The organism is Enterobacter sp. TCD1-1, from assembly GCF_020567405.1.
GTDB lineage: Bacteria > Pseudomonadota > Gammaproteobacteria > Enterobacterales > Enterobacteriaceae > Enterobacter > Enterobacter quasiroggenkampii.
On sequence record NZ_JAJCXF010000001.1, the window covers coordinates 580,716 to 603,445 of the forward strand.

General features: G+C 56.4%; 25 protein-coding genes. 18 read left to right on the forward strand and 7 right to left on the reverse strand.

Features of this window, described 5'->3' with window-relative positions; all coding sequences use genetic code 11:
• Positions 1 to 135 precede the first annotated feature (135 nt).
• From artM to LJA86_RS02835, 5 genes are all read right to left on the reverse strand, one after another.
• Positions 136 to 804, reverse strand: coding sequence for an arginine ABC transporter permease ArtM (gene artM / locus LJA86_RS02815; protein WP_028012513.1), 669 nt, complete (start codon positions 802 to 804; stop codon positions 136 to 138).
• On the reverse strand, positions 804 to 1,520 hold the full coding sequence (gene artQ, locus LJA86_RS02820; protein WP_229225600.1) for an arginine ABC transporter permease ArtQ: 717 nt from the start codon (positions 1,518 to 1,520) through the stop codon (positions 804 to 806). The genes artM and artQ overlap by 1 nt, the downstream gene beginning before the upstream one ends.
• Before the next feature lie 6 nt (positions 1,521 to 1,526).
• Positions 1,527 to 2,258: an arginine ABC transporter substrate-binding protein ArtI gene (gene artI / locus LJA86_RS02825; protein ID WP_008500032.1), complete on the reverse strand. Its 732-nt coding sequence runs from the start codon at positions 2,256 to 2,258 to the stop codon at positions 1,527 to 1,529.
• 19 nt (positions 2,259 to 2,277) lie between these two features.
• On the reverse strand, positions 2,278 to 3,006 hold the full coding sequence (artP, locus tag LJA86_RS02830; RefSeq protein ID WP_008500030.1) for an arginine ABC transporter ATP-binding protein ArtP: 729 nt from the start codon (positions 3,004 to 3,006) through the stop codon (positions 2,278 to 2,280).
• A 226-nt stretch (positions 3,007 to 3,232) separates the two neighbouring features.
• Positions 3,233 to 3,751, reverse strand: coding sequence for a lipoprotein (locus LJA86_RS02835; RefSeq protein ID WP_167212378.1), 519 nt, complete (start codon positions 3,749 to 3,751; stop codon positions 3,233 to 3,235).
• 97 nt (positions 3,752 to 3,848) lie between these two features.
• Here LJA86_RS02835 and LJA86_RS02840 point away from each other — a divergent pair, with 97 nt between their 5' ends.
• The 3 genes from LJA86_RS02840 to LJA86_RS02850 all read left to right on the forward strand — a co-directional run bounded on the left by LJA86_RS02840 (position 3,849) and on the right by LJA86_RS02850 (position 5,896).
• The gene (locus LJA86_RS02840; protein WP_023310944.1) at positions 3,849 to 4,172 is read left to right on the forward strand and encodes a heavy metal-binding domain-containing protein; all 324 of its coding nucleotides are present in this window, start codon (positions 3,849 to 3,851) and stop codon (positions 4,170 to 4,172) included.
• Entirely contained in the window at positions 4,169 to 4,999 is an 831-nt protein-coding gene (locus LJA86_RS02845; protein WP_229225602.1) for an N-acetylmuramoyl-L-alanine amidase, read from the forward strand. Before LJA86_RS02840 ends, LJA86_RS02845 begins: the two co-directional genes overlap by 4 nt.
• Positions 5,000 to 5,272: 273 nt before the next feature.
• Positions 5,273 to 5,896 carry a helix-turn-helix domain-containing protein gene (locus tag LJA86_RS02850; protein WP_045908427.1) on the forward strand — a complete coding sequence of 208 codons (624 nt, stop codon included), beginning with the start codon at positions 5,273 to 5,275 and terminating at the stop codon, positions 5,894 to 5,896.
• Here LJA86_RS02850 and LJA86_RS02855 read toward each other — a convergent pair whose 3' ends face one another.
• A complete protein-coding gene (locus LJA86_RS02855; RefSeq protein ID WP_229225606.1) occupies positions 5,897 to 6,529 on the reverse strand; it encodes a hypothetical protein in 633 nt (210 codons plus the stop codon).
• Positions 6,529 to 8,094 (reverse strand): ExeA family protein, encoded by a 1,566-nt coding sequence (locus tag LJA86_RS02860; RefSeq protein WP_048027119.1) that lies wholly within the window; start codon positions 8,092 to 8,094, stop codon positions 6,529 to 6,531. Before LJA86_RS02860 ends, LJA86_RS02855 begins: the two co-directional genes overlap by 1 nt.
• Here LJA86_RS02860 and LJA86_RS02865 point away from each other — a divergent pair.
• The 15 genes from LJA86_RS02865 to iagB all read left to right on the forward strand — a co-directional run bounded on the left by LJA86_RS02865 (position 8,080) and on the right by iagB (position 22,717).
• Entirely contained in the window at positions 8,080 to 8,445 is a 366-nt protein-coding gene (locus LJA86_RS02865) for a hypothetical protein (protein WP_229225608.1), read from the forward strand. The genes LJA86_RS02860 and LJA86_RS02865 overlap by 15 nt on opposite strands.
• A complete protein-coding gene (gene gspC, locus LJA86_RS02870; RefSeq protein ID WP_048027121.1) occupies positions 8,396 to 9,127 on the forward strand; it encodes a type II secretion system protein GspC in 732 nt (243 codons plus the stop codon). The genes LJA86_RS02865 and gspC overlap by 50 nt, the downstream gene beginning before the upstream one ends.
• A 13-nt stretch (positions 9,128 to 9,140) precedes the next feature.
• Positions 9,141 to 11,063, forward strand: a complete 1,923-nt coding sequence (gspD, locus tag LJA86_RS02875; protein WP_045908423.1) for a type II secretion system secretin GspD — start codon at positions 9,141 to 9,143, stop codon at positions 11,061 to 11,063.
• 15 nt (positions 11,064 to 11,078) lie between these two features.
• Complete coding sequence (gene gspE, locus LJA86_RS02880) at positions 11,079 to 12,557, forward strand: type II secretion system ATPase GspE (protein WP_324254935.1); 1,479 nt, start codon at positions 11,079 to 11,081, stop codon at positions 12,555 to 12,557.
• A complete protein-coding gene (gene gspF, locus LJA86_RS02885; protein ID WP_045908421.1) occupies positions 12,557 to 13,765 on the forward strand; it encodes a type II secretion system inner membrane protein GspF in 1,209 nt (402 codons plus the stop codon). Before gspE ends, gspF begins: the two co-directional genes overlap by 1 nt.
• Before the next feature lie 3 nt (positions 13,766 to 13,768).
• Entirely contained in the window at positions 13,769 to 14,218 is a 450-nt protein-coding gene (gene gspG, locus LJA86_RS02890) for a type II secretion system major pseudopilin GspG (protein ID WP_008500018.1), read from the forward strand.
• On the forward strand, positions 14,218 to 14,703 hold the full coding sequence (gene gspH / locus LJA86_RS02895) for a type II secretion system minor pseudopilin GspH (RefSeq protein ID WP_048027127.1): 486 nt from the start codon (positions 14,218 to 14,220) through the stop codon (positions 14,701 to 14,703). The genes gspG and gspH overlap by 1 nt, the downstream gene beginning before the upstream one ends.
• Positions 14,696 to 15,079: a type II secretion system minor pseudopilin GspI gene (gspI, locus tag LJA86_RS02900; RefSeq protein ID WP_196346053.1), complete on the forward strand. Its 384-nt coding sequence runs from the start codon at positions 14,696 to 14,698 to the stop codon at positions 15,077 to 15,079. The genes gspH and gspI overlap by 8 nt, the downstream gene beginning before the upstream one ends.
• Positions 15,076 to 15,732, forward strand: coding sequence for a type II secretion system minor pseudopilin GspJ (gene gspJ, locus LJA86_RS02905; protein WP_229225609.1), 657 nt, complete (start codon positions 15,076 to 15,078; stop codon positions 15,730 to 15,732). Before gspI ends, gspJ begins: the two co-directional genes overlap by 4 nt.
• On the forward strand, positions 15,729 to 16,739 hold the full coding sequence (gene gspK, locus LJA86_RS02910; RefSeq protein ID WP_229225614.1) for a type II secretion system minor pseudopilin GspK: 1,011 nt from the start codon (positions 15,729 to 15,731) through the stop codon (positions 16,737 to 16,739). Before gspJ ends, gspK begins: the two co-directional genes overlap by 4 nt.
• A gap of 15 nt (positions 16,740 to 16,754) precedes the next feature.
• Positions 16,755 to 17,897 carry a type II secretion system protein GspL gene (gene gspL, locus LJA86_RS02915; RefSeq protein ID WP_229225616.1) on the forward strand — a complete coding sequence of 381 codons (1,143 nt, stop codon included), beginning with the start codon at positions 16,755 to 16,757 and terminating at the stop codon, positions 17,895 to 17,897.
• Complete coding sequence (gene gspM / locus LJA86_RS02920) at positions 17,894 to 18,379, forward strand: type II secretion system protein GspM (RefSeq protein WP_045908415.1); 486 nt, start codon at positions 17,894 to 17,896, stop codon at positions 18,377 to 18,379. Before gspL ends, gspM begins: the two co-directional genes overlap by 4 nt.
• Positions 18,376 to 19,173, forward strand: coding sequence for a prepilin peptidase (locus tag LJA86_RS02925; protein ID WP_229225617.1), 798 nt, complete (start codon positions 18,376 to 18,378; stop codon positions 19,171 to 19,173). Before gspM ends, LJA86_RS02925 begins: the two co-directional genes overlap by 4 nt.
• Before the next feature lie 259 nt (positions 19,174 to 19,432).
• Positions 19,433 to 22,147 carry a glycosyl hydrolase family 18 protein gene (locus LJA86_RS02930; protein WP_069719526.1) on the forward strand — a complete coding sequence of 905 codons (2,715 nt, stop codon included), beginning with the start codon at positions 19,433 to 19,435 and terminating at the stop codon, positions 22,145 to 22,147.
• Between the two features lie 135 nt (positions 22,148 to 22,282).
• Positions 22,283 to 22,717 (forward strand): type III secretion system invasion protein IagB, encoded by a 435-nt coding sequence (gene iagB / locus LJA86_RS02935; protein WP_048027141.1) that lies wholly within the window; start codon positions 22,283 to 22,285, stop codon positions 22,715 to 22,717.
• Positions 22,718 to 22,730 lie beyond the last annotated feature (13 nt).

The following is a 22,730-nucleotide window of genomic DNA, read 5'->3' on the forward strand; positions in this document are numbered from 1 at the left end:
GCGGCCTGGATGTACAATGCCAGTTAATGAATTTATATGCAATAAAAATGATTAAGTATTATTTTTATCGCAAAAAAAAGCGGATAACCCATCAGGTTACCCGCTCCATGAATACCGTTTTATGCATTCGTGTGGTTAATTTCTGCGCTCAAACGCCAGCGCTTTACGCTCGATCAGGCGCATCATCAGCGTCAGCAGACCGTTCACCACCAGATACACCACGCCCGCCGCGCCGAACACCATCACGTCATAGGTGCGTCCATACAGCAGCTGTCCGTGACCCATCACTTCCATCAGGGTGATGGTGTAGGCCAGCGAGGTGCTTTTGAACACCAGCACCACTTCGTTGGAATAGGAGGAGAGCGCGCGCTTAAAGGCGTACGGCAGCAGGATTGCCAGCGTGTCTTTCTTGCTCATGCCCAGCGCCCCGCAGGACTGCCACTGGCCTTCCGGGATGGCGCGGATCGCCCCGTAGAACAGCTGGGTGGTATAGGCCGCGCTGTTCAGCGAAAGGGCAATCAGGGCACACAGCCACGGCTCAGAGAGCAGATGCCAGATAACCGGATACGCCTGCAGTGACGGGAACTGGCCCGGGCCGTAGTAAATCAGGAAGATCTGCACCAGCAGCGGCGTACCGGTAAACAGGGTGATGTACCCGCGCACAATCCACACCAGCACCGGCGTTTTCAGCGTCAGGATGATGGTGAAGATAAGGGCCAGGATCAGCGCCACGATAATGGACGCCACGGTCAGCGTCAGGCTGGTGTGCAGCCCTTTCATCAACTCGGGAAAGTATTCAAGCATCAGCCTGGTCTCCGTTCAAAGCGCGTCGCTCGCATGTCAATACGCTTGAGGATGTACTGACTGAGCAACGTGATCACCAGGTAGATCGCCGCCGCCACAATGTACCAGGTAAACGGCTCCTGGGTACGGGTGGCGATGCTTTTGGTTTGCAGCATCAAATCGTTAACGCTAATCAGGCTCACCAGCGCGGTATCTTTCAGCAGCACCAGCCACTGGTTGCCGAGCCCCGGCAGGGCATGGCGCCACATCTGCGGCATGACCAGACGGAAAAAGATGGCGGATTTCGATAACCCTAACGCCTGACCCGATTCCCATTGTCCCTGCGGCACGGCTTTCAGCGCACCGCGCAGGGTTTGCGACGCGTACGCGGAGTAGAGCAGGGAGAGGGCAATCACGCCGCACAGGAACGGGCTGACGTCGAAGTTTTCAATCTGCATCTGCACAGGGATCTGCGCAAAGCCAAGATTGATCGTGAAGCCGTCAGACAGCGTCAGCAGCAGCTGTGAGGAGCCGAAATAGATAAACAGGACCACCAGAATTTCCGGTAGCCCACGCAGCACGGTGACCAGCGCGGAGCCTGTCCAGGCGACGGGGAACCATTTCGCGGATTCCCACACCGCAAAGAACATCGCCAGCACGAGGCCGATAATCAGTGCGCAAACGGCAAGGCCGACGGTCATCCCGGCGGCGCTTGCTAAAGGAAAAATTTCATTCATCAGGAATTACTTCTGGAACCATTTTTTGTAGATGGTTTCGTAGGTGCCGTCTTTCTTCACTTTTTCCAGCGCAGCGTTGAATTTCTGCTGCAGCTCAGTGTTGCCCTGACGAACGGCAATCCCCAGACCGGTACCGAAGTAATCCTTATCGGTCACTTTGTCGCCCACTGGCGCCAGCTTGTCGTTGGCTTTCAGCCACTCGGTCACCACCGCGGTATCACCAAATACGCCGTCGATACGGCCATTTTGCAGATCCAGCTTCGCGTTCTGGTAGCTGTCATACGGAACGGTGGTGATTTCCGGATGCTTATCCATGATGAATTTCTGGTGCGTGGTGCCGTTCTGCACGCCCACTTTCTTGCCTTTCAGCTGATCGACAGAGGTGAATTTACCTTTCTGACCAATGAACAGGGCGGAGTTGTCGTAGTAAGGGGTGGTGAACAGCACCTGCTTTTCACGCTCGGGGGTGATGTCCATACCGGCCATCACGGCGTCGATACGGCGGAACTTCAGGCTTGGGATCAGGCTGTCGAACGCCTGGTTGCTGAAGGTACAGGTTGCATCGATCTCTTTACACAGGGCGTTAGCCAGGTCCACGTCGAAGCCCACAATTTTGTTGTTCGCATCAATGGACTCAAACGGAGGGTAAGAGGCTTCCGTCGCGAAACGAATGGTCTGGGCTGCGGTAGCAGAAAGGGTAACGCCAGCAAGCAGCACGGCAAGTAATACTTTTTTCATTATATTTCCCCTGACACAATCAATGAGATAAATAGTTTTTGAAGGCATCGGTTTGCGGGTTAGCGAAGCAGCTCGCATCACCTTGCTCAACGATATACCCATTTTCCATGTAGACCACACGGCTGGCGGTTTTGCGCGCCACTTCCACTTCGTGGGTGACGATAACCTGCGTAATGTTGGTTTCCGCCAGCTCGCGAATGATGCTCACGATCTGGGCGGTGATTTCCGGATCCAGCGCCGCCGTCGGTTCATCAAACAGCAGCACCGCGGGTTCCATCATCAGCGCACGGGCAATGGCCACGCGCTGCTGCTGACCACCGGACAGGTGCAGCGGGTAGCGGTCGCTGTAGGGCTTAAGGCGCAGACGCTCCAGCAGCTTTTCGGCACGCGCAATCGCCTGATCCTTGCTTAACCCCAGCACCCGGCACGGGGCTTCAATCAGGTTCTGCAGCACGGTCAGGTGCGGCCAGAGATTGTATTGCTGGAAGACCATGCCGACGTTTTGACGCAGTTCGCGAATCGCCTTATCAGACGGCGTCTTCGCGAAATCAAAATGGTTACCGGCAATCGCGAGCGTACCTGAACGGGGCATCTCAAGCAGATTAAGAACACGCAGAAGGGAGCTTTTACCTGCACCGCTTGGGCCAAGCAAAACCAGCGTTTCGCCTTCCGGGCAGTTTAGCGTGATGTCAAACAGCGCCTGGTGTGCGCCGTAGAAGCAGTTAATGCCGTTTAGTTTAATACTCATCGGGGCAGTCTTTACTCATCCAGGCAATCTATAGCAATTGAGGCCGCAGATAGTACCGTTGACAGAATAGTTATGCAATATTTCTGCGTTAAAAGTTAAATATAACCCGTATTTCCTCTTAAACATAGCACAAAATAGCGAACGGCAAGGTCGGCGAGTATAAATGTCGGCATTCCGCAAGAAATGCCGGACATTTTACGGGGGTAACATTTTTATCATTGATGAATCAGCGGTTCTCAATCGACTGGCGAAGCGTGCCTGCCGGGGCATGAACGCTGCCGCCCACGTAGCGTACGTCGTCCACCGCCCAGCACTGTCCTTCACGGATCATCAGCACTTCGTCCTGCCAGGTTTGGGTGCCCTGCGTCAGCTTCACGCGTAGCGGAATATTACGGGCATCCGTGTTCGGGATGGTTGACGCGCTGGCCACTTCGGCGCTGTCCGGTAGCGTGGTGCGACTGGAGAACGGATCGGATTTCAGCAGCGCGTTGTGCTGCGGATCGCGGGTGGCATCATTAAGCAGTTTTGCCAGGCCATCGCTCAGATACGGGCGCAGGCCGGTGAGATCGTTGCTGCGGTGCTGGAGGCGATAATCATAGAACTGCTGCGCCACGGTGTCCGGGCCGCCCTCAATGCAGGGGCCGCTGCGGGTACCAATATCCTTAAAGGCAGGCGTGACCGTGGTGGTACAGGCGCTGAGCACCAGCGCGCAGGGCACCAAAAGTGTTAAAGCTGAATAGCGCATGTTGATTTCCTTATTTATTAACTATCCTTTCAATCATAGCGTAACGAACCGATAATGCTGTGCCTAAGGCATTGAACGCTAAAGAAGGAGAGAAACCATGCAGTTTTCAACAACGCCAACCCTGGAAGGGCAGACAATTACCGAGTACTGCGGCGTGGTCACCGGCGAAGCGATTCTCGGCGCCAATATCTTCCGTGACTTTTTTGCCGGTATCCGCGATATCGTGGGTGGCCGCTCGGGTGCATACGAAAAAGAGCTGCGCAAAGCCCGCGAAATCGCCTTCAAAGAGCTCGGCGAGCAGGCGGAAGCCCTCGGCGCGGATGCGGTCGTGGGGATTGATATCGACTACGAAACGGTCGGTAAAGATGCCAGCATGCTGATGGTGAGCGTGAGCGGTACGGCGGTGAAAACCCTGCGATGACGCGTTTGTTTGCCACCTTCCTGCTGGCGCTGCTGCTGGCAGGATGCGTCACGGAAGAGGGGATCGTTGATAAAGGCGCCTACGAGCTGGATACGCGTCATCAGGCGCAGGCGGCTTACCCGCGCATCAAGGTGCTGGTGATCCACTACACCGCGGATGATTTTGACAGCTCGCTGGCCACGCTGACGGATAAAAACGTCAGCTCTCACTATTTGATCCCTGCCAGCCCCCCGGCGGCGGACGGCAAGCCGCGCATCTGGCAGCTGGTTCCCGAGAGCGAGCTGGCCTGGCATGCGGGTATCAGCTTCTGGCGCGGCACGAATCGCATCAACGATACCTCTGTCGGCATTGAGCTCGAGAACCGCGGCTGGCAAATGCGCGACGGCGTGAAAACGTTTACTCCGTTTGCGCCTGCGCAGATTGCGGCGCTGGTGCCGCTCGCCAAAGACATTATTACCCGCTACAACATCAGACCTGAAAATGTGGTGGCCCATTCGGATATCGCCCCGCAGCGTAAAGACGATCCCGGTCCGCTGTTTCCGTGGCAGCAGCTGGCTCAGCAGGGGATAGGTGCCTGGCCCGATCCTGCCCGCGTGGCGTTCTATATCAATGGACGGCCGCGCTATCAGGAGGTCGAACGAGAGGCGCTGCTCGATGTGCTGAAACTCTATGGCTATGAGGTGCCGGACAACGCCACGAAACAGCAGCAGAAGAGGGTGATCTGCGCGTTTCAGATGCACTTCCGCCCCGCGCTGTGGAACGGTGTGGCTGACGTAGAAACCCTGGCCATCGCCGAGGCGCTTTTAGAGAAATACGGGCAGGGGTAGTCCTTCAGGACTGCCCCCTGACCAGGTCATATTACCTTATTTTCTATGAGATTAATCTTAAGTACATTCTCAATTCATTTTTAGTTAATTGACTTAAAAATACCCTCATTTAAGATAGACGTATAGTTTGCTAAGTAATAACAAAAAATAACACCTGCTTATTGCTCTTATTTCACTTCTTCCAGAAGTTTTTATCAGGATTATACGAATAGTTCGGTGGTTCCACCGTGGCCCCTTTTTATCTAAAATTAACATCTTAATTCGGGTATAACAATGTTAAGCATTTACGGCAGAAAATTGCGTCCGCATCATGAAATGGAAAACATTATTTCCGCAACAGAAGGATATGAAGAAAAAACGTTAAAGAAATGGCAAAAAATTACCACCGTCGACAATGAATTTATTCATGTTATCGTCAGCGGTGAAGTGGAATTTCGCCGCGAATCCGACGAGCTCTGCATGTTCACCCTGCAGGGGCAGTGCGTGTTTGGACTCTCTTCCATTTTTTATCATTCATCCCATATGTATGGCCTGGTCCGCTCGAATACCGTGGTGCGTTCGATTCCAAAAGACGCCTTTTCTCAGCTTATGACGGAGAAAGGCTTATGGCCTGAGCTTACCAAAGTGCTGGCCTGGTATATCTGCATGCTGAGCAAGCGTGATGACGTGCTGGTCGCCCGCAGCGCCTATTCTGTTGTGCGCGAGTTTTTGCTGGAGATTAATGAACTGATTGTCCATCATCAACGCGATATTAACGTTTATGATTATATTCAGGAATACACCAACCTGGCACGCAGCACCATTATCAAAATTCTCTCCGACCTGAAAAAAGGTCAATATATTGTGGTGGAAAAGGGTCGACTCCTTAACATCACCAACCTGCCTGAAAAATATTAACTATTCCAGCCGGTCTCCTTTTTCACTTAACGGAGACCGGGAACTTTCTTTATGTAATGTGCTGGCCTGAGCATTATCCTGCGTTTCGTCAACCGGCGGCGCGGGTATTTTGCCTTGCGAATAATCCTGCTCCTGTTCTTTTAACGCCTGCTTAAACAGCTCGGTTAATGAACCGTCATCACCGTCCGTGCGGGCGGGGGCTGCATCGTCGTGCGCTTGCGTGCCGGGGAGGGTATCCCGCGAGGTATCATGCGGCACCGTGCCGTCCGGCGCCTGCTGCCAGTCGGCGTCGTCGCTGTTAATCGGCAGATCCTGCATGGCAGGGACGTCGGCCTGCACCGGCGCGGGTTTCGGGTGCGGATGCGGGAACGGCTTACTCACATACACGTAGTGCATGTCGGAAAGCTGCGTTTCAGGCTTCGCCACGTGCACTTTTTTTACCGGCTCCGGCGCAGGGTGGCGCAGTTGCCAGTAAACGTGGGCGTACAGCCCCGCCATCAGCATGACGCAGAGGCTTACTATTCCTAACAAGGCGTTAGAAACGATCTTTCTCAGGCTGGGCATGCGGTACGAAAACCAGACCGCTTCCCCGGAAACGTAGCTGCGCTGAGCCGCAAGACAGATGGTAGACATTAGGAATGCTTCTCCTGCGTTTTCGCGTCCGGCGCGGCGTGGGTGGTCTGAAGCAGCACGCTCGGCGTGGTGTTGGTGTCACGCATTAACTGCATCAGCGTATCTTCCCCGGGAATGCCGTCGACGCGCAGATGCATTTTTTGCTGGAACTCACGGGTGCGTTTCATCATCTCCGCCGTCCAGGTTTGCGCGTGGGTTACCGGTTCGGCAAGGGCCTGGCTCAACTGCTGGTCAAGCCAGGCCAGCTCTTTGCCGTCGCTGGCGGCGCTGATGGCGTCTTTGCCTTCCGGCGTCAGGCGGTGGAGCTGGGTATAGTTGCCGGTGGCATGCTGGTTAAACCAGTGACGGCTTACCTGCCAGGTGCGGTTGTTCATCAGCAGGTCGAGTGAGTTATCCCCGACGCGGGCGACCACGGCATAGTTAAGGTGGTTGCCGGTTTTCAGTTCACTCACCCACGGATACCCTTCCTGTGCCAGCGCATCCGGGGAAGCATTCCCCTGCTTACACATCAGGTTCACCTTCGCGGCGTTCTGGCACAGGGCATCCTCCGCCGAGGCGTCATACCCCCACATCAGATAGAGCTGATGCATCGCATCCGGCTGGTTAACCACCTCGTTGTCGATAACCGGCACCACCGGCGCCTGAACTTTTGGCGTCTGCTGTTTCCAGCTGGCAGGCACCGGCAGTTGAATCGGAAGTCTTGCACCGATCGAAGAGGTCAAATACCAGCCGCAGGCGGCGAACAGCACAGAGGCGAATACGCTCACGGTAGCCAGGCGCTTACCGTGTTTTTTCGCAGGCAGGATTTCACCTGCCGCCAGGCGCAAATGACGCGGGCTGACCTGGGCTGCACGTTCGGTCCAGGCGGCGAGCATCGACAGGTGCGCCAGCTCGTTCAGCTTGCTGATATTCCCTTTAGTCAGGGCATGCATTTTACGCACCCGCGCCGGGGTTAACGGCGCGTGCTCACACCCGTGCGCTTCACACTGCACCTGAACGTAGCTGAGAAACTCCCGACAGGTAAGGGGACGCAGGGTGTGACAGGTATGCGCATATTCACGCAGTTCAGGCTGCTGCATCAGCGCGGCATCCCGATCCGCTGGCCCCATCAGCACGACGGACAGGCGAAACTCCAGCTCCTGCGCACGCGTCAGCAGCAGAGCCAGCACCTCCCGACAGGTCTCTTTCATGGCATCGGTATGGCTAATCACCAACACTTTCGTCCTGCTTTTCCCTCCCTGCCACTGGTGCAGGATGGTATCCACCGCCTGAAGCCGGTTTTTGCTCTCTTTCGTTCCCGGGTTGAGTTTATACAGCAGGCTACTGGCACTCAGTTTTGGAAACGCATTGATAGCAATAACGCCAGGGGAAGTGGATTTCAGGGCGTCGCTGAACTGGCCCAGCAGCGGGGCATCGTCAGCAAAGAGCCCAATAATCCCCGCCTGTTGGGTTTTCTCTTTCAGCAGGTTGAAAATATCCTGATGATACGGCACGAAGAAATCGCCCGAGGCGCGGGTGATTTTTCGAAAAGGCGGGTGATTAAATTTAAAATGACTCTGATACATAGCGACTTACCGTCTCTGGGCATGAATAGCAATGGTCCGGAAAAGTACGGCAAGGCTGCATCATGGTCAATTTACGGACAGGGTAAAAATAACCTGTTGGCTACCTCTAACACCGCTCTTTTTGACGGTCAATCTTTTTCTTTATCAAAGTTAACGGCGAAGCAGGTGGTCGATTATCTGGCCGCTAATTACTATTTATGCCACATATTGGCGCAGCATGATGCTGCTTATTTTCGCTTTGCTAAAGGCCAGATGAATAATGAGGTTCTCACTTCTTTCACGGTGGATAACGCCCTGTATTATGTTTGTATTGCTGATTTTTTGCGGTCAGCAAGGCTACGTCATTTTTAAAGATTATAAAAAAGTGACGAATAAGCTGGCGAACGCAGCGGCGAAACCGCAAAAAAGACGTCAGGAAGAAAAGGCTTTTTCACTTTTCACCGCCGCCGTGCGTCAGGATAGCCTGCCTGCGGCCGCGAAAGCCCCGCTCGCCGCCGAAATTGAGGGGATCGTCCGCAGCGACGATGCCTGGCTCTCCTTCGCCGTGATCAAAACGCCGGGGGGACAGAAGAGCTATCGCGAAGGCGAGGCGCTGACCGGTTTTAACGATGCCTTTATTCAGGAAATTAACAAAGACAATGTGGTGGTTAATTATGAAGGTGCTACGCAGGTACTGGCGTTAAATAAACCTGATTATTTTAAGGGCGGCGTTGACAGCGGTCCGGTAACCAAATCGACGAAAGATGCAGGTGCGGAAAGCGTGCATCTGGATGATTATCTGGTGTTAAAACCACTTATCGAAAAGGGCCAACTGGAAGGCTACAACATTAATCCAAGGAATGCCTCTGCCTTCTACAGCCATTCCGGGCTGGAAAAAGGCGATGTGGCGGTAAAAGTCAATTCTGTCGATATGACCGATGCAGCAAAGGCAAAAAATATTATTGCCAACTGGTCGAAAATGAAAGAAGCGGAGGTCGTCGTCAGACGTCACGCTCACCTTGAAAATATTCGGGTCAATGTTCTAAACAATTAACAAGTGTACAGACATGAAGAAATTTCCTTGGGCGTGCGTGGCGCTGACCGCATTGTCGTTATATTCCAGTTCGCTGCTCGCAGCTAACTTTAGCGCCAGCTTTAAAAATACCGATATCCGCGAGTTTATTGATACGGTAGGCCGCAATCTGAACAAAACCATTCTGGTCGATCCGTCCGTTCAGGGCACGGTGTCGGTCAGAACCTATAACGTGCTGACGGAAGATGAGTATTACCAGTTCTTCCTGAGCGTGCTGGACCTGTACGGCCTGTCGGTGATCCCGATGGATAACGGCATGGTCAAGGTGGTGCGCTCAAGCATTGCCCGCACCGCCGGTGCGCCGCTGGCCGACGGTAAAAATCCGGGCAAAGGCGACGAAATCATCACCCGCGTCGTGCGCATGGAAAACGTGCCGGTGCGCGAGCTGGCCCCGCTGCTGCGCCAGCTCAACGATGCCACCGGCATCGGGAACGTGGTGCACTTCGAGCCGTCCAACGTGCTGCTGCTAACCGGTAAAGCCTCGGTGGTCAATCGCCTGGTGGATCTGGTTCAGCGCGTGGACAAAGACGGTATTCAGCGCCGCGAGATTGTGCCGCTGCGCTTTGCGTCCGCTAAAGAGCTCTCCGACATGTTGAACAACCTCAACAATGAAGAGCAGAAGGGGCAGAACGCGCCGCAGCTGGCCACCAAAGTGGTGGCAGATGACGAAACCAACAGCCTGGTGATCAGCGGCTCGGAAGACGCGCGCATGCGTACCCGCTCCCTGATCCATCAGCTGGATCGCGAGCAGAATAACGAGGGGAATACCCGCGTCTTCTATCTCAAGTATGCCAGCGCCACCAAGGTGGTTCCGGTCCTGACCGGCATTGGCGAGCAGCTGAAGGATAAGGCGGGCGCGCCGAAGTCGAAAGCCGCGCCTGCGTCCAGCGATCTGAACATTACCGCCGACGAGGCAACCAACTCGCTGGTGATTACCGCCCAGCCTAACGTGATGAACTCTCTGGAGAAGGTGATCGACAAGCTCGACATCCGTCGTCCACAGGTGCTGGTGGAAGCCATCATCGCGGAAGTGCAGGACGGTAACGGCCTGGATCTCGGCGTGCAGTGGACCAGCAAGCACGGCGGCGTACAGTTCGGCTCAACCGGTCTGCCTATCAGCCAGATTAAAAACGGCACCATGAAGGGGGCGAGCTTCACTGGCCTTGCGACCGGCTTCTTTAACGGCGATTTCGGTGCCCTGATGACCGCGCTCTCCACCGACGGCAAGAACGACATTCTCTCCACCCCAAGCGTGGTCACGCTGGATAACAAAGAAGCGTCGTTCAACGTCGGGCAGGATGTGCCGGTGCTCTCCGGCTCGCAGACCACCAGCGGCGACAACGTCTTTAACTCCGTTGAGCGTAAGACGGTCGGTACCAAGCTGAAAATTGTGCCGCAGATCAACGATGGCGACATGATCCACCTGAAGATTGAGCAGGAAGTCTCCAGCGTCGACAACAGCGCGACGGAGGACGCCAGCCTTGGCCCAACCTTCAACACCCGCACCATCAACAACGAAGTGATGGTACACAGCGGCCAGACGGTGGTGCTTGGCGGCCTGATGGAAAACGTCACCAAGCAGTCGGTTTCCAAAGTGCCCCTGCTTGGCGATATCCCGCTGGTTGGTCAGCTGTTCCGCTACACCTCGCAGGATACCTCGAAGCGCAATTTGATGGTGTTTATCCATACCACCGTCCTGCGCGACGACGATAACTTCAGCGCGGCATCGAAAGAGAAATATGACCAGATCCGCGCCCGCCAGCAGCAGCGCGTGGAGGAGAAGAAGCTCGGTATTATTGAACCGTCCGACAGCGCGGTGCTACCAGCCTTCCCGTCGGCCAGCGCCGCGCCGGCCACAACCCGCGCCAGCACGTCGCGCAATCCGTTTAAAAACTAAGGCGGAGGGCGCAACGTGGATGAACTGAGTAAAACGCTCTGCAGCAGCAGTTACGCAAAGGATAACGGCGTCCTGTTTTACAACAACGACGTCTACATTCGCGAGGATGCTCCCGCGTTTGCCCTGCTGGAGATGCGCCGGGTACTGGGACGCCCCTTCGTGCCGACGATCCTCGCCCCTGAGGCCTTTGAGGAGATGCTGGCCAAAATCTGGCAGCAGAGCAGCGGCGTCTCCCAGCAGCTGGTGGACGATATGGACGCGGATATCGACCTGATGGCGTTAACCGAGGAGATCCCGGATAACGAAGATCTGCTCGATAACGACGAAAACTCGCCGGTGATCCGCCTGATCAACGCCATTCTCGGCGAGGCGGTGAAGGACGGCGCGTCGGATATCCACATTGAAACGTTCGAACGCACGCTGAGCATTCGCTTCCGCGTTGACGGCGTCCTGCGCCCGGTTCTCCAGCCCGCGCGCAAGCTCGCGCCGCTGCTGGTATCGCGCATCAAGGTCATGTCAAAACTCGACATCGCCGAAAAACGTCTGCCGCAGGATGGCCGTATCTCCCTGCGCATTGGCCGCAAGGCGATAGACGTGCGCGTCTCGACCATTCCGTCCCAGTACGGCGAGCGCGTGGTGATGCGTCTGCTCGATAAAAGCAATCTGAAGCCCGACATCAACAAGCTGGGCCTGATTGATGAAGAGCTGGAGAAGTTAAAAGGGCTGATTGACCGCCCGCACGGCATCATCCTGGTCACCGGGCCCACGGGCTCCGGGAAAAGTACCACCCTGTACGCCATTCTCTCGGCGCTGAACGGCCACGAACGCAATATCCTGACCGTGGAAGATCCAATTGAATACGAGCTGGAAGGGGTGGGGCAGACCCAGGTGAACCCGCGCGTGGACATGACCTTTGCCCGCGGGCTGCGCGCCATCCTGCGTCAGGACCCGGACGTGGTGATGATCGGGGAGATTCGCGACGGCGAAACCGCGCAAATTGCGGTGCAGGCCTCGCTCACCGGTCACCTGGTCATGTCTACGCTGCACACCAACAGCGCCGCCGGGGCTATCACCCGTCTGCGGGATATGGGACTGGAGTCGTTTTTAATCGGTTCATCGTTGCTCGGTGTCATTGCCCAGCGTCTGGTGCGTCGGCTGTGTACGCACTGCCGCACCACCAGTCCGCTGGACGCCAATGAAAAAGCGCTGTTCAGCTTCATGGCGACGCCGCCGAAAGCGATCTATCGCGCGGTGGGCTGCGAGCATTGCCGGCAGAGCGGCTATCAGGGACGTGCGGGTATTCATGAATTCCTGGTGGTGGACACCGCCATGCGTCGCGCCATCCATGAAGATAAAGATGAGATGTCCATCGAAACGCAGCTCTTTAAGCAGGCCTACAGCCTGCGCGAAAACGGGCTGCTGAAGGTGATTAGCGGCGTCACCTCTCTGGAAGAGGTGATGCGTGTCACCGCCGAGCGTGGAGGGGATGAGTAATGGCCCTCTACGCATGGACGGCAACAGATGCGGCGGGCAAAACCCGACGCGGCACGCTGCAGGCCGAAGGGCAAAAGCAGGTTCGCCAGACGTTACGTGAGCAAAAGCTGATGCCCGTCAGCATCTCCGAAACGCGCGAGGCGGCGGCGTCCGGGAAAGCGAAAACCGGGGCAAAGCTCTCCACGCCGGTGCTGTCGATGTTTACCCGTCAGCTCTCCACGCTGGTCAACGCCGCTCTGCCGCTGGAGAGCGCGCTGAAGGCGATCTCGAAGCAGACGGAGGACAAAAAGCTGGCGGCGATGGTGGTGGAGATCCGCGAGAAGGTGGTGGAAGGGCATACGCTGTTCGACGCCTTCAGCCAGTTCCCGCGCACCTTCGACAAGCTCTACTGCACGCTGGTGATGGCCGGTGAAAAAACCGGCCACCTCGGCGACGTGCTGGAGAAGCTGGCGGAGTACAACGAGCAGCGCCAGAAGATGAAGAGCAAGCTGACGCAGGCGATGGTCTACCCGATCACCCTGACGGTGGTGGCCATCGCGGTCATTAGCATTCTGCTGGTGGCGGTGGTGCCGCAGGTGATCGAGCAGTTCACCCACATGAAGCAGCAGCTGCCGATCACCACCCGCACGCTGATTGCGGTGAGCGATTTCCTGCAGGCGTACGGCATCTATATTGTCGGGATCCTGGCCGGTGGGGTTATCGGCTTTAAGGCCTGGCTCAGAAACGCTAAAAACCGCTTTCGCTGGCACAGCTGGCTGGTGAACGGCTCGCCGATTAAAAAGCTGGTGTGCGCCATCAACAGCGCCCGCTATATCCGCACGCTCAGCATCCTGCAGGCGAGCAGCGTGCCGCTGCTCGAAGGGATGTATATCGCGATGGACGGTATCGAAAACCTCTACGCCCGGCAGGTGCTGGAGCAGGCGGCGGATACCGTGCGCCAGGGGGCATCGCTCTATGCCGCGCTGGAGCAGGCGAAATTATTCCCGCCCACCATGCTGTACATGATTGCCTCCGGTGAAGAGAGCGGCGAATTAGGCAACTTAATGGACCGCGCGGCGGAAAACCAGGAGTCGGCGCTACAGCATCGTATTACGTTAACGCTGTCGGTATTTGAACCGGCGCTGGTGGTCTCCATGGCGACGATTGTTTTATTCATCGTGCTGTCAATATTACAGCCGCTTCTGCAACTTAATAATATGGTAGGTTAAATCATGGCTATAAAAACAAAACGTCTGGCTCGCCAGGCGGGGTTCACCTTGCTCGAATTAATGGTGGTGATCGTTATTCTCGGCGTTTTAGCGAGTATGGTGGTGCCAAATTTAATGGGTAATAAAGAAAAAGCGGACGCGCAAAAGGCGACCAGCGATATTGTTGCGCTCGAAGGCTCGCTGGATATGTATAAGCTCGATAACCACCGCTACCCGACCACCGAGCAGGGCCTGCAGGCGCTGGTGACCAAACCTGAGATCGCGCCCATTCCCAACGGCTACCGCGCCGACGGCTATATTCGCCGCCTGCCGCAGGACCCGTGGGGTAACGATTATCTGCTCGTCAGCCCGGGTGAACACGGCGCCGTAGACGTCTTCTCTGCCGGTCCTGATGGCGAAGCCAATACCGCAGACGATATTACGAACTGGTCTCTGGATAAGAAAGAGAAATAATGAAGCGTCAACGCGGCTTTACGTTGCTGGAAATTATTCTGGCGCTGGTGATATTTGCCAGCTGCGCCATGATGGTTGTATCAACAATACCCTCACGCAGCGGTGCGGATATATTTGGTCAGCAATTAAAAGCCCTCGTTGATTATGGTTCAGACCGCGCGGTAATGGACGGAAATATTGTCGGGCTGGTCATCACGACCGATAACTATCAGCTGGTCACGCTCGACGATAAAAACGGCGAACGTCGCTGGGTGCCATTATCCGCAGGCCGTATTACCACGAAGGGCGATTTCCCGGAAGAGATGCACGTATCGCTTTCGCCTCAGCGTCTGGCGGCGACCGTCGAGGCCGACCCCCAGATCCTCTTTCTGCCGGACGGCGAGATTGGCCGTTTTACGCTGACGCTGCAAAGTTACGACAAACAGCATCACTTCCGCGTGGTGTCGCAGGGCGCTGCCCCGGTATCGGTAGAAAACGATGACTAAAGGCAAGGTTAAGCAAAACGGGATGACGCTCCTGGAGGTGATGGTGGCGCTGGTCATTTTCTCCACCGCCGCGCTGGCGCTGATGAATTCCGTCTCCCTGAACGTACGCTTCACCCACGGGCTGGCCGACACGCTGCAGGCCAGCTGGGTTGCGGAAAATCAGCTGGCAGAAGCCCAGCTTGGTAAAGCCGATTTTCCCGATGCCGAGGAGCAGGGGACGGAAATTATGGGGGGACGCAGCTGGTACTGGCACAAGCAGCGGGTGAAAACCGCCAATAGCGGCTGGGCCAATGCCATCCGCGTTTACGCCGAAGGTGATGAAAGCCAGCCGGTCATTTCGCTTCAGATTATCGGGCCGGGAGAAGAGAGCAAGTGAAGACGATCCGACGCCAGCGCGGTTTTACCCTGCTGGAGATCATGATTGCGCTGACTATCTTCGCGGTCATCAGCACCCTGGCCTGGCAAATTCTGGACGGCGCGATGCGCACCAGTTCAGCCACGGATGCCAGTGCGGCAAAGCTCAACCAGCTTCAGCGTGCCTGGAGCCTGATGGAGCGCGATTTTTTCCAGCTGCAGGCGCGGGCGCCGCGCAACGAGCCGGATCTGTTTTTGCAGGATGGCGATGCGGTTGAATTCACCACGCTGAACGGCGTGAGCGGCACGGTCCAGCTGGAGCGCGTGCGCTGGCGGCTGGAAGAGGGGCGCCTGTATCGCGACGTCTGGCCGGTCATTGACAGCCCGGCAGACGTCAAACCCGATGAAGTACCGATTGCCAGCGAGGTGAAATCGATGCAGTGGCGGTTTTATCGCCAGGGCTGGCAAAAAAGCTGGGGTGAGTCCGCCCATCTGCCAGACGGCGTGGAGCTCACGCTGACCATGGAAAATGGCGAGACCTGGCGCTGGGTGTTTACCACGCCGGGAGATATGCCGGAAGCGGCGGCACCGCAGCCGGGTACCGAAACGGCGGCACCGGCGGCGGAAAATACGCCCGCCCCGCAACCTGCGCCTGCGCCGGACGTGAAGCCATGAGCCGGATACATCAACAACGCGGCGTTGCCCTGCTGGTTGTGCTGATCCTGTTGGTCATGATGTCGGCCCTGGCGGCCAAAATCAGCCAGCAGTTCTGCCGTAATTTGCAGAAAACCCACTATCAGGTAAGCCAGCAGCAGCTGCGCTGGGCAATGCAGGCGCAGGAAAAGGTGGTGAAAGATCGCTTGCAGAGCGACGCCAGCGGCGAGAGCAAACCGCTCGACCTGGAGGGCGACTGGCACCAGCCGCTGGAGACGCAGGGTGAAGACTATACGGTGGTCAGTCAGGTCGAGGACGCGCAGGACTGCTTCAACGTCAATAACCTGCTGGCCGCAGACAAAGTGGCTCAGGATCAAACGGCGTCAGCCGTGCCGGAAAAGCCGCGAAAAGAGAAGATTGTCGAGCAGATCCTGACGGACGGCGGCGTCAGCCAGACGACGGCGGAAGAGGTTTATCAGCAGCTGGTGGATTATCTCGACGGCGACACCACAACGGTGAAAGAGGGCGCGGAGACGGACGCCTGGGCTGGCGTGGTGCCGGCGCGTCAGCCAGCGAATCAGATGATGCGCACCCTTGCCGAGATAAAGCTGCTGCCGGCGTTTCCTGCTGCGGCGTACCCGAAGGTGAGCAAGCTGTTATGCGCGCTGCCGGACTCCGCCAGCAAGGTGGATGTCAATACCCTGACGCCGGAGCAGGCTCCCTTACTGGCAGCCCTGTTCCCGGGAAAACTGACCGCGGACGATGCCGTTCGCCTGATTGCGTCGCGGCCGGAGACCGGCTGGGAAAGTATGGAAGTCTTCAGCAAAGCGCTGGAACAGGCCTTCCCGCAGCTGAAGGACGATCTCCCGCAGGTGGCTGAGGTTCTCTCCATCAACAGCCGGTATTTCCGCGTCAACTATACCGGCAATACCGATGAGTTAACGCTTCGCGTGGTGAGCCAGCTTCAGGTGAATAACGAAGCCGGTGAAATTGTGACGTGGCAACGTCGTTACCGAATGATTGAATAAGAAAAGTAGAACGCTATGAAACAGGTCCTTTTTGTTCGTCCCGACAGCCGTGAGGACGGGAAAATCATGTGGTGTGAGTCGGGAAGCGAACAGGTTACAACCCTGGACACCCCGCAGGCGCTGCATACCCTTGCCGATCATCCGCTGGCCGCGCGCATCTGTCTGCTGCTGCCCGCCAGCGAGATGATCTTCCGCCACTTTACGCTGCCGAAGAAAGTCGCGTCGCAGGCGACCGCCTTCTCGTGGATGGCGGAGGAGACCCTGATCGGCGAGGTGGACGATCTCCACTGGACGGTGCTGAACAAAAAAGGCGCCGAGGTGGACGCCGTGGCGATAGATACCGCCCGCCTGCAGCAGTGGCTGACCCGCTTTCACGAGGCGGGCCTGAAGGTGATTCAGGCCCTGCCGGACGCCTGGCTGCTGCCGGTGACGACGGGCGGAAGCACGCTGGTCGCGCAGGAGGAGAACTACTGGCTGCGCTTATCCCCGCATACCGCCTGTAACGTTGAGGCGGGTCTCTTGCCGCTGCTGATGCAAAAAGCCGGAGACGGCGAGGTGCGTTGCTACGGGGAGATCCCGCCAGGCGTTGAGGTTGACGACCAGCTGGCGGGCGAACATCCGCTGGTGCTGATCCAGCCCCAGTGGCAGGCGTGCCGCGTCAACCTGCTGCACGGTGCGTTCAGCGCGAAGGCGACCAGCGCGAGGGCGGCGAAAGGGATGAAGGCCGCCGTCGCGGCGATGGGGCTTCTCTCTCTGGGCCTGCTGCTCGGCCCCCGCATCGCCCTGGCGTGGATGCTGGTCGATCAGGAAAATCAGGTCCAGCAGGAGATGGTCCAGCTCTATCAGCACCATTTTCCTAGCATGCGCCAGCAGACCAACATCAAGTACCACTTCGGGCAGAACATCAAGAAGCAGCCTAAGGGCATTTTTTTGCAGATGGACGAGCTGGAAAAAATCCGTCAGTCCGTTCCGTCAATGGAAATTACGCTGCTTGAATATGACGACACGCAGGGGGGCCTGACGTTAAGCGTGAGTGCGCAAAACGAGCAGGCGTTACAGGACTTCATTCATCAGGCCAGCGCGAATTTTGATTTTACGTTACAGCCTATTTCAAAGGACGCGCCGTATACGGCCATGATTACAGGGAAATATAAATGAAAGGGCGAATTGCACAGCTTAAATCTCGTTATCAACAATACAGCGTCAGAGAACAACGCATTTTAAAAATAGCGGCGGGAGCCTTATTCGGCGCCGTCATCTATTACGCGGGGGTAATACCCCTGGATAACATGATAAAAAATAGCCAGGCGACGCTGGCGCGACAAACTGAAACGGTAAACTGGATGAAAACAGAAATTGATAAAAACCATCTACCGGTGCTACAGGTGAAAACTGATAATCCACGCAGTGTGGTGGAGAATAGCGCGCATGAAATTAACCTGACCTTGACCGATATTCGCCAGGACGGTCAGACCCTGGCCTTTGTGGTGAACCGGGTCAACGTCTATGAATTAAAAAACTGGCTGCGTGAGATGAACCTCGCCTCCGGCGTCAGGCTGGAGAAAATAAACCTCACGCCGGTGGATCACCTGAGCGACGTGAAGGCCGAAATCCAGCTGACCTGGAAAAAAGTGGCATGAACGGGCTGATGCTCGTCCGGGAGAGTTATCCCGTCGGGTTTGCCGCGATGAGCGGCGTGCTCGGCGCGATCCTGGGGAGCTTTCTCGGCGTCGTGGTGGACCGCGTGCCGGGGATGGTGATGGAGGAGGCGTGCCGCAGCAACCTGCTTTTCCCGGCATCGCACTGTCCCGTCTGCCAGCATGCGCTGCGCGCCTGGGAGAATATCCCGCTGTTGAGCTGGCTGGCGCTGCGGGGACGCTGCCGCTGCTGTCAGTCGGCGATTCCGCTGCGGTTATTTTTACTCGAACTGGTGATGGCGCTGTTCTTTGGCGTCACCGCCTGGTGGATACCGGGCTTAGCATCCCTTTTCTCGCTGTGGGTGCTGGCGGCCTTTCTGCTGCCGCTGGCGATGATTGATAGACAGCACCAGCTGCTGCCCGACTGCCTGACGCAGCCGCTGCTGTGGGCCGGGCTGCTGTTCCACGCCTTCAGCCACGGACTGCCCCTGCGCGATGCGCTGCTGGGCGCGGTGGCGGGCTATCTTTCGCTCTGGTTGGTGTACTGGGCGTTTCGTCTACTCACCCGCCGGGAAGGGCTGGGCTACGGCGATTTTAAGCTGCTGGCGGCGCTGGGCGCCTGGTGCGGCTGGCAGGCGCTGCCTGAGATTGAATTAATTGCCGCATTAAGCGGCATCGTGGGGTATTTGCTTTTAAATAAATTAAATAAAAATAACCTCACTATCGCTTTCGGACCTTATCTGGCTTTTGCTGGAATAGCACTCTATACCAGCCAGTTATTTGTGCTCACATATTAAATAACCGGGTCAAGTTTTTTTATCAATTTTTTCGACGGGGAAAGAGAAGGACGACCTTTTATCCTCAGTGTATCGTAAAAGGCATAAGCTACACGGAGTTTTAGCTTGTATCTTTTAATGGAGGAATACAACGCGTCTTTAAGGTTTGGGTAACGGCTGTCTGCGTATTTAAAAAAACGCACTATGTGAATAATATTCCATGTTTTAAAGGAAGACATGGGTCAATTACGTTTACGAATAAATTTATCAGGAAATAAAAATGAAATTTATTAAGCCTAAATATCTGGCGCTCTTTATTGCAGCGGCAACCGGTTCTGCATTCGCAGCTGCGCCAGGTGCACCGACCATCGGCTACGGCAATGACAAATTTGCGCTGGTGGAAGTGGATCAGGCCGCGCAGGATTACAACAGCCTCGTCAAGGTGCATAACGACGGCGTGGATGTGAAAGTCGAGTGGAACGTGTGGAGCGGCGACGCGCCAACCTCTGCAAAAGTGCTGCTCGATGGTCAAACCGTGTGGACCGGTGCAGCCGGTGCAAGCGGCTCAGCCACTTTTAAGGTGAAAAAAGGCGGACGTTATCAGGAACAGGTGGAAGCCTGTAACGCCAGCGGCTGTACCAAAAGCGCCAGCAAGCTGATCATCGTGGCGGATACTGACGGCAGCCATCTGCTGCCGCTGAACGCACCGCTGCAGGAGAACAACAAAACGTTCGCCAAACATCCTGATAAAGTGGTTGCGGCGTACTTCCCTGAATGGGGCGTTTACGATCGTAACTTCCCGGTTGATAAAATCCCGGCAGCAAACCTTAACCACATCCTCTATGGCTTCATTCCAATCTGTGGCGGCGACGGCATTAACGACGGCCTGAAAACCGTTGAGGGCGGCAACAGCTTCTCCGTGCTGCAGCGCGACTGCGCCGGACGTCCGGACTTTACCGTGGCCATCCATGACCCGTGGGCTGCTCTGCAAAAACCGCAGGCGGGCGTCGCCGACTGGGACGACCCGTACAAAGGGAACTTTGGCCAGCTGATGGCGCTGAAAAAAGCGCATCCTGACCTGAAAGTGCTGCCATCCATCGGCGGCTGGACCCTGTCCGACCCGTTCTACCACATGGGCGACCCGGCAATCCGCTCTCGCTTCGTGGCCTCCGTGAAGGAGTTCCTGCAGACCTGGAAATTCTTTGACGGCGTGGACATCGACTGGGAATTCCCGGGCGGCGGCGGCGTGACTGAAACCAAAGGCAACCCGCAGCAGGATAAAGCCACCTACACGGCGCTGATTCACGATCTGCGTACCATGCTGAACGAGCTCTCCGCGCAGACGGGTCGTACCTATGAGCTGACCAGCGCTGTGGGTGCAGGCCGCGACAAGATCGAAGACGTGGATTACACCACCGCTCAGCGTGATCTCGACCATATCTTCCTGATGAGCTACGACTTCTACGGCGGCTGGAGCAACACCGAGCTGGGCCACCAGGCAGCGCTGCGCGCGCCGTCATGGCGTCCGGACACGAACTACACCACCGAGAACGGCGTGGACGCGCTGCTTGCTCAGGGCGTACAGCCAGGCAAGATCGTGGTGGGTGCGGGCATGTATGGCCGCGGCTGGACGGGCGTGCATGGCTACACCGGCGACAATCCGTTCACCGGTACCGCAACCGGCATGGTGAAAGGCACCTGGGAACCGGGCGTAGTGGACTATCGTCAGATTATGAACGAGTACAAAGGCAAGCCAGGCTGGGAATCCGGCTACGATGCGACTGCCGAAGCGCCGTACGTCTTCAATAAGGCAACGGGGGATCTGATCTCCTATGAAGATGCACGCTCTACCACGGCAAAAGGGAAGTACGTGCTGTCGAAAAACCTGGGTGGCCTCTTCGCCTGGTCTATCGACTCCGATACCGGCGACATCCTGAACGCGATGAACGAAAGCCTGATGGGCGGCTCTGCGCCAGTTGATCCGGTCGTGACCAACCATGCGCCGGTTGCCACCGCGGTTGACCAGACGGTAACCGGTCCGGCTACCGTGACCCTGGACGGTTCGGCTTCAACCGATCCAGACGGTGATGCCATTACCTACAAATGGACCCAGATCTCTGGCCCATCGGTGACCCTCACCAACAGCACCAAAGCGAAGGCTTCCTTCAATGTGGCGGCTGTCACCAGCAACCAGACGCTGGCGTTCCGACTGACCGTGACCGACGCGAAGGGGCTGAGCAACTCCGCTGATGTTCAGGTCGTTAACAAAGCGCCAAAAGCGAACCAGGCGCCGGTGATTAACCCAATGCAGAACGTCACCCTGCAGGCAGGCGAAACTTATGCCCTGCACGCGCAGGCGGCGGATCCAGACGGTGATGCGCTGACCTACGCCTGGAGCGTACCGGCTGATATGCACGCGACCGGTACCGATAGCGCGAACGTGAACATCACCGCGCCTGAGGTGAGCTCTGAGTCGTCCTATACCCTGAGCGTGGTGGTGAGCGATGGCAAGACCAGCGTTCAGTCCAACGTCCAGGTCGTGGTCACGCCAAAACCGGCTGACGAAGTGACGCCTCCGGCAGAAGACGTCACCCCGCCTGCGGATGAAGTGACGCCACCGTCAGACGAGGTGACTCCGCCATCTGATGAAGGTACGGCGACCGGCAGCTGCGATAAGCCTGTTGACGCCAACGCCAGCAAATATCCGGCGTGGGAATCCAGCAAAATCTACAACACGGGCGATACCGTCAGCTTCGACCATCTGGTGTGGAAAGCGAAATACTGGACGCAGGGCAACCAGCCTGACTTCGGCGTGGACGCATGGGAAATGGTAAGCAACGTGAAGATGAACTGGCGCTCTGACCTGGCATACAACGGCGGCGAAACCACGACCTACCAGGGCAACGTTTACCGTGCGAAATGGTGGACGCAGGGTGATAACCCGGCCAACAGCGACGTATGGGTGAAAGAAGGCGCATCAACCGATTGCAAATAACCTTCTGAACCGTGAATTGCGGGAATGATATCAACCCGCAATGGTTGGTCACACCCCACTTCGGGTGTGACCAACACTTCAGAATGATCGCTAATTATGAGCAGGAAGAGGTTCAGTATTTAAGAGCAGGTGCTCATGAAACGCGTGATTTTATTTTTACTGCTGTTTAGTCAAAGCGTATTTGCGAACTGTTGGGATAACGCCGGACATTATTATCACGTCGATCCGTGGCTGTTATATGCGATTGCCAAAGTGGAATCCGGAATGAATCCCTACGCGGTAGGCTGGAACCACGACGGCACGCGTGACGTCGGGTTGATGCAGATTAATAGCTCGCACTTCAGCGAGTTAGAGCGTCAGGGGATTGATGAGAACCAGCTTATGACGGAGCCCTGTACCTCCATTATGGTCGGCGCGTCCATCCTGTCCGGGATGATAAAAGTGTATGGCTATAACTGGGAAGCGGTAGGTGCCTATAACGCCGGGTTGAAAAAAGAAAATTATCCGCAGCGCATGCGTTATGCCCATAAAGTGTGGGCGAAGTATCAGCAAATAAAGTCGGGTAAATAACGATGGCGTCATT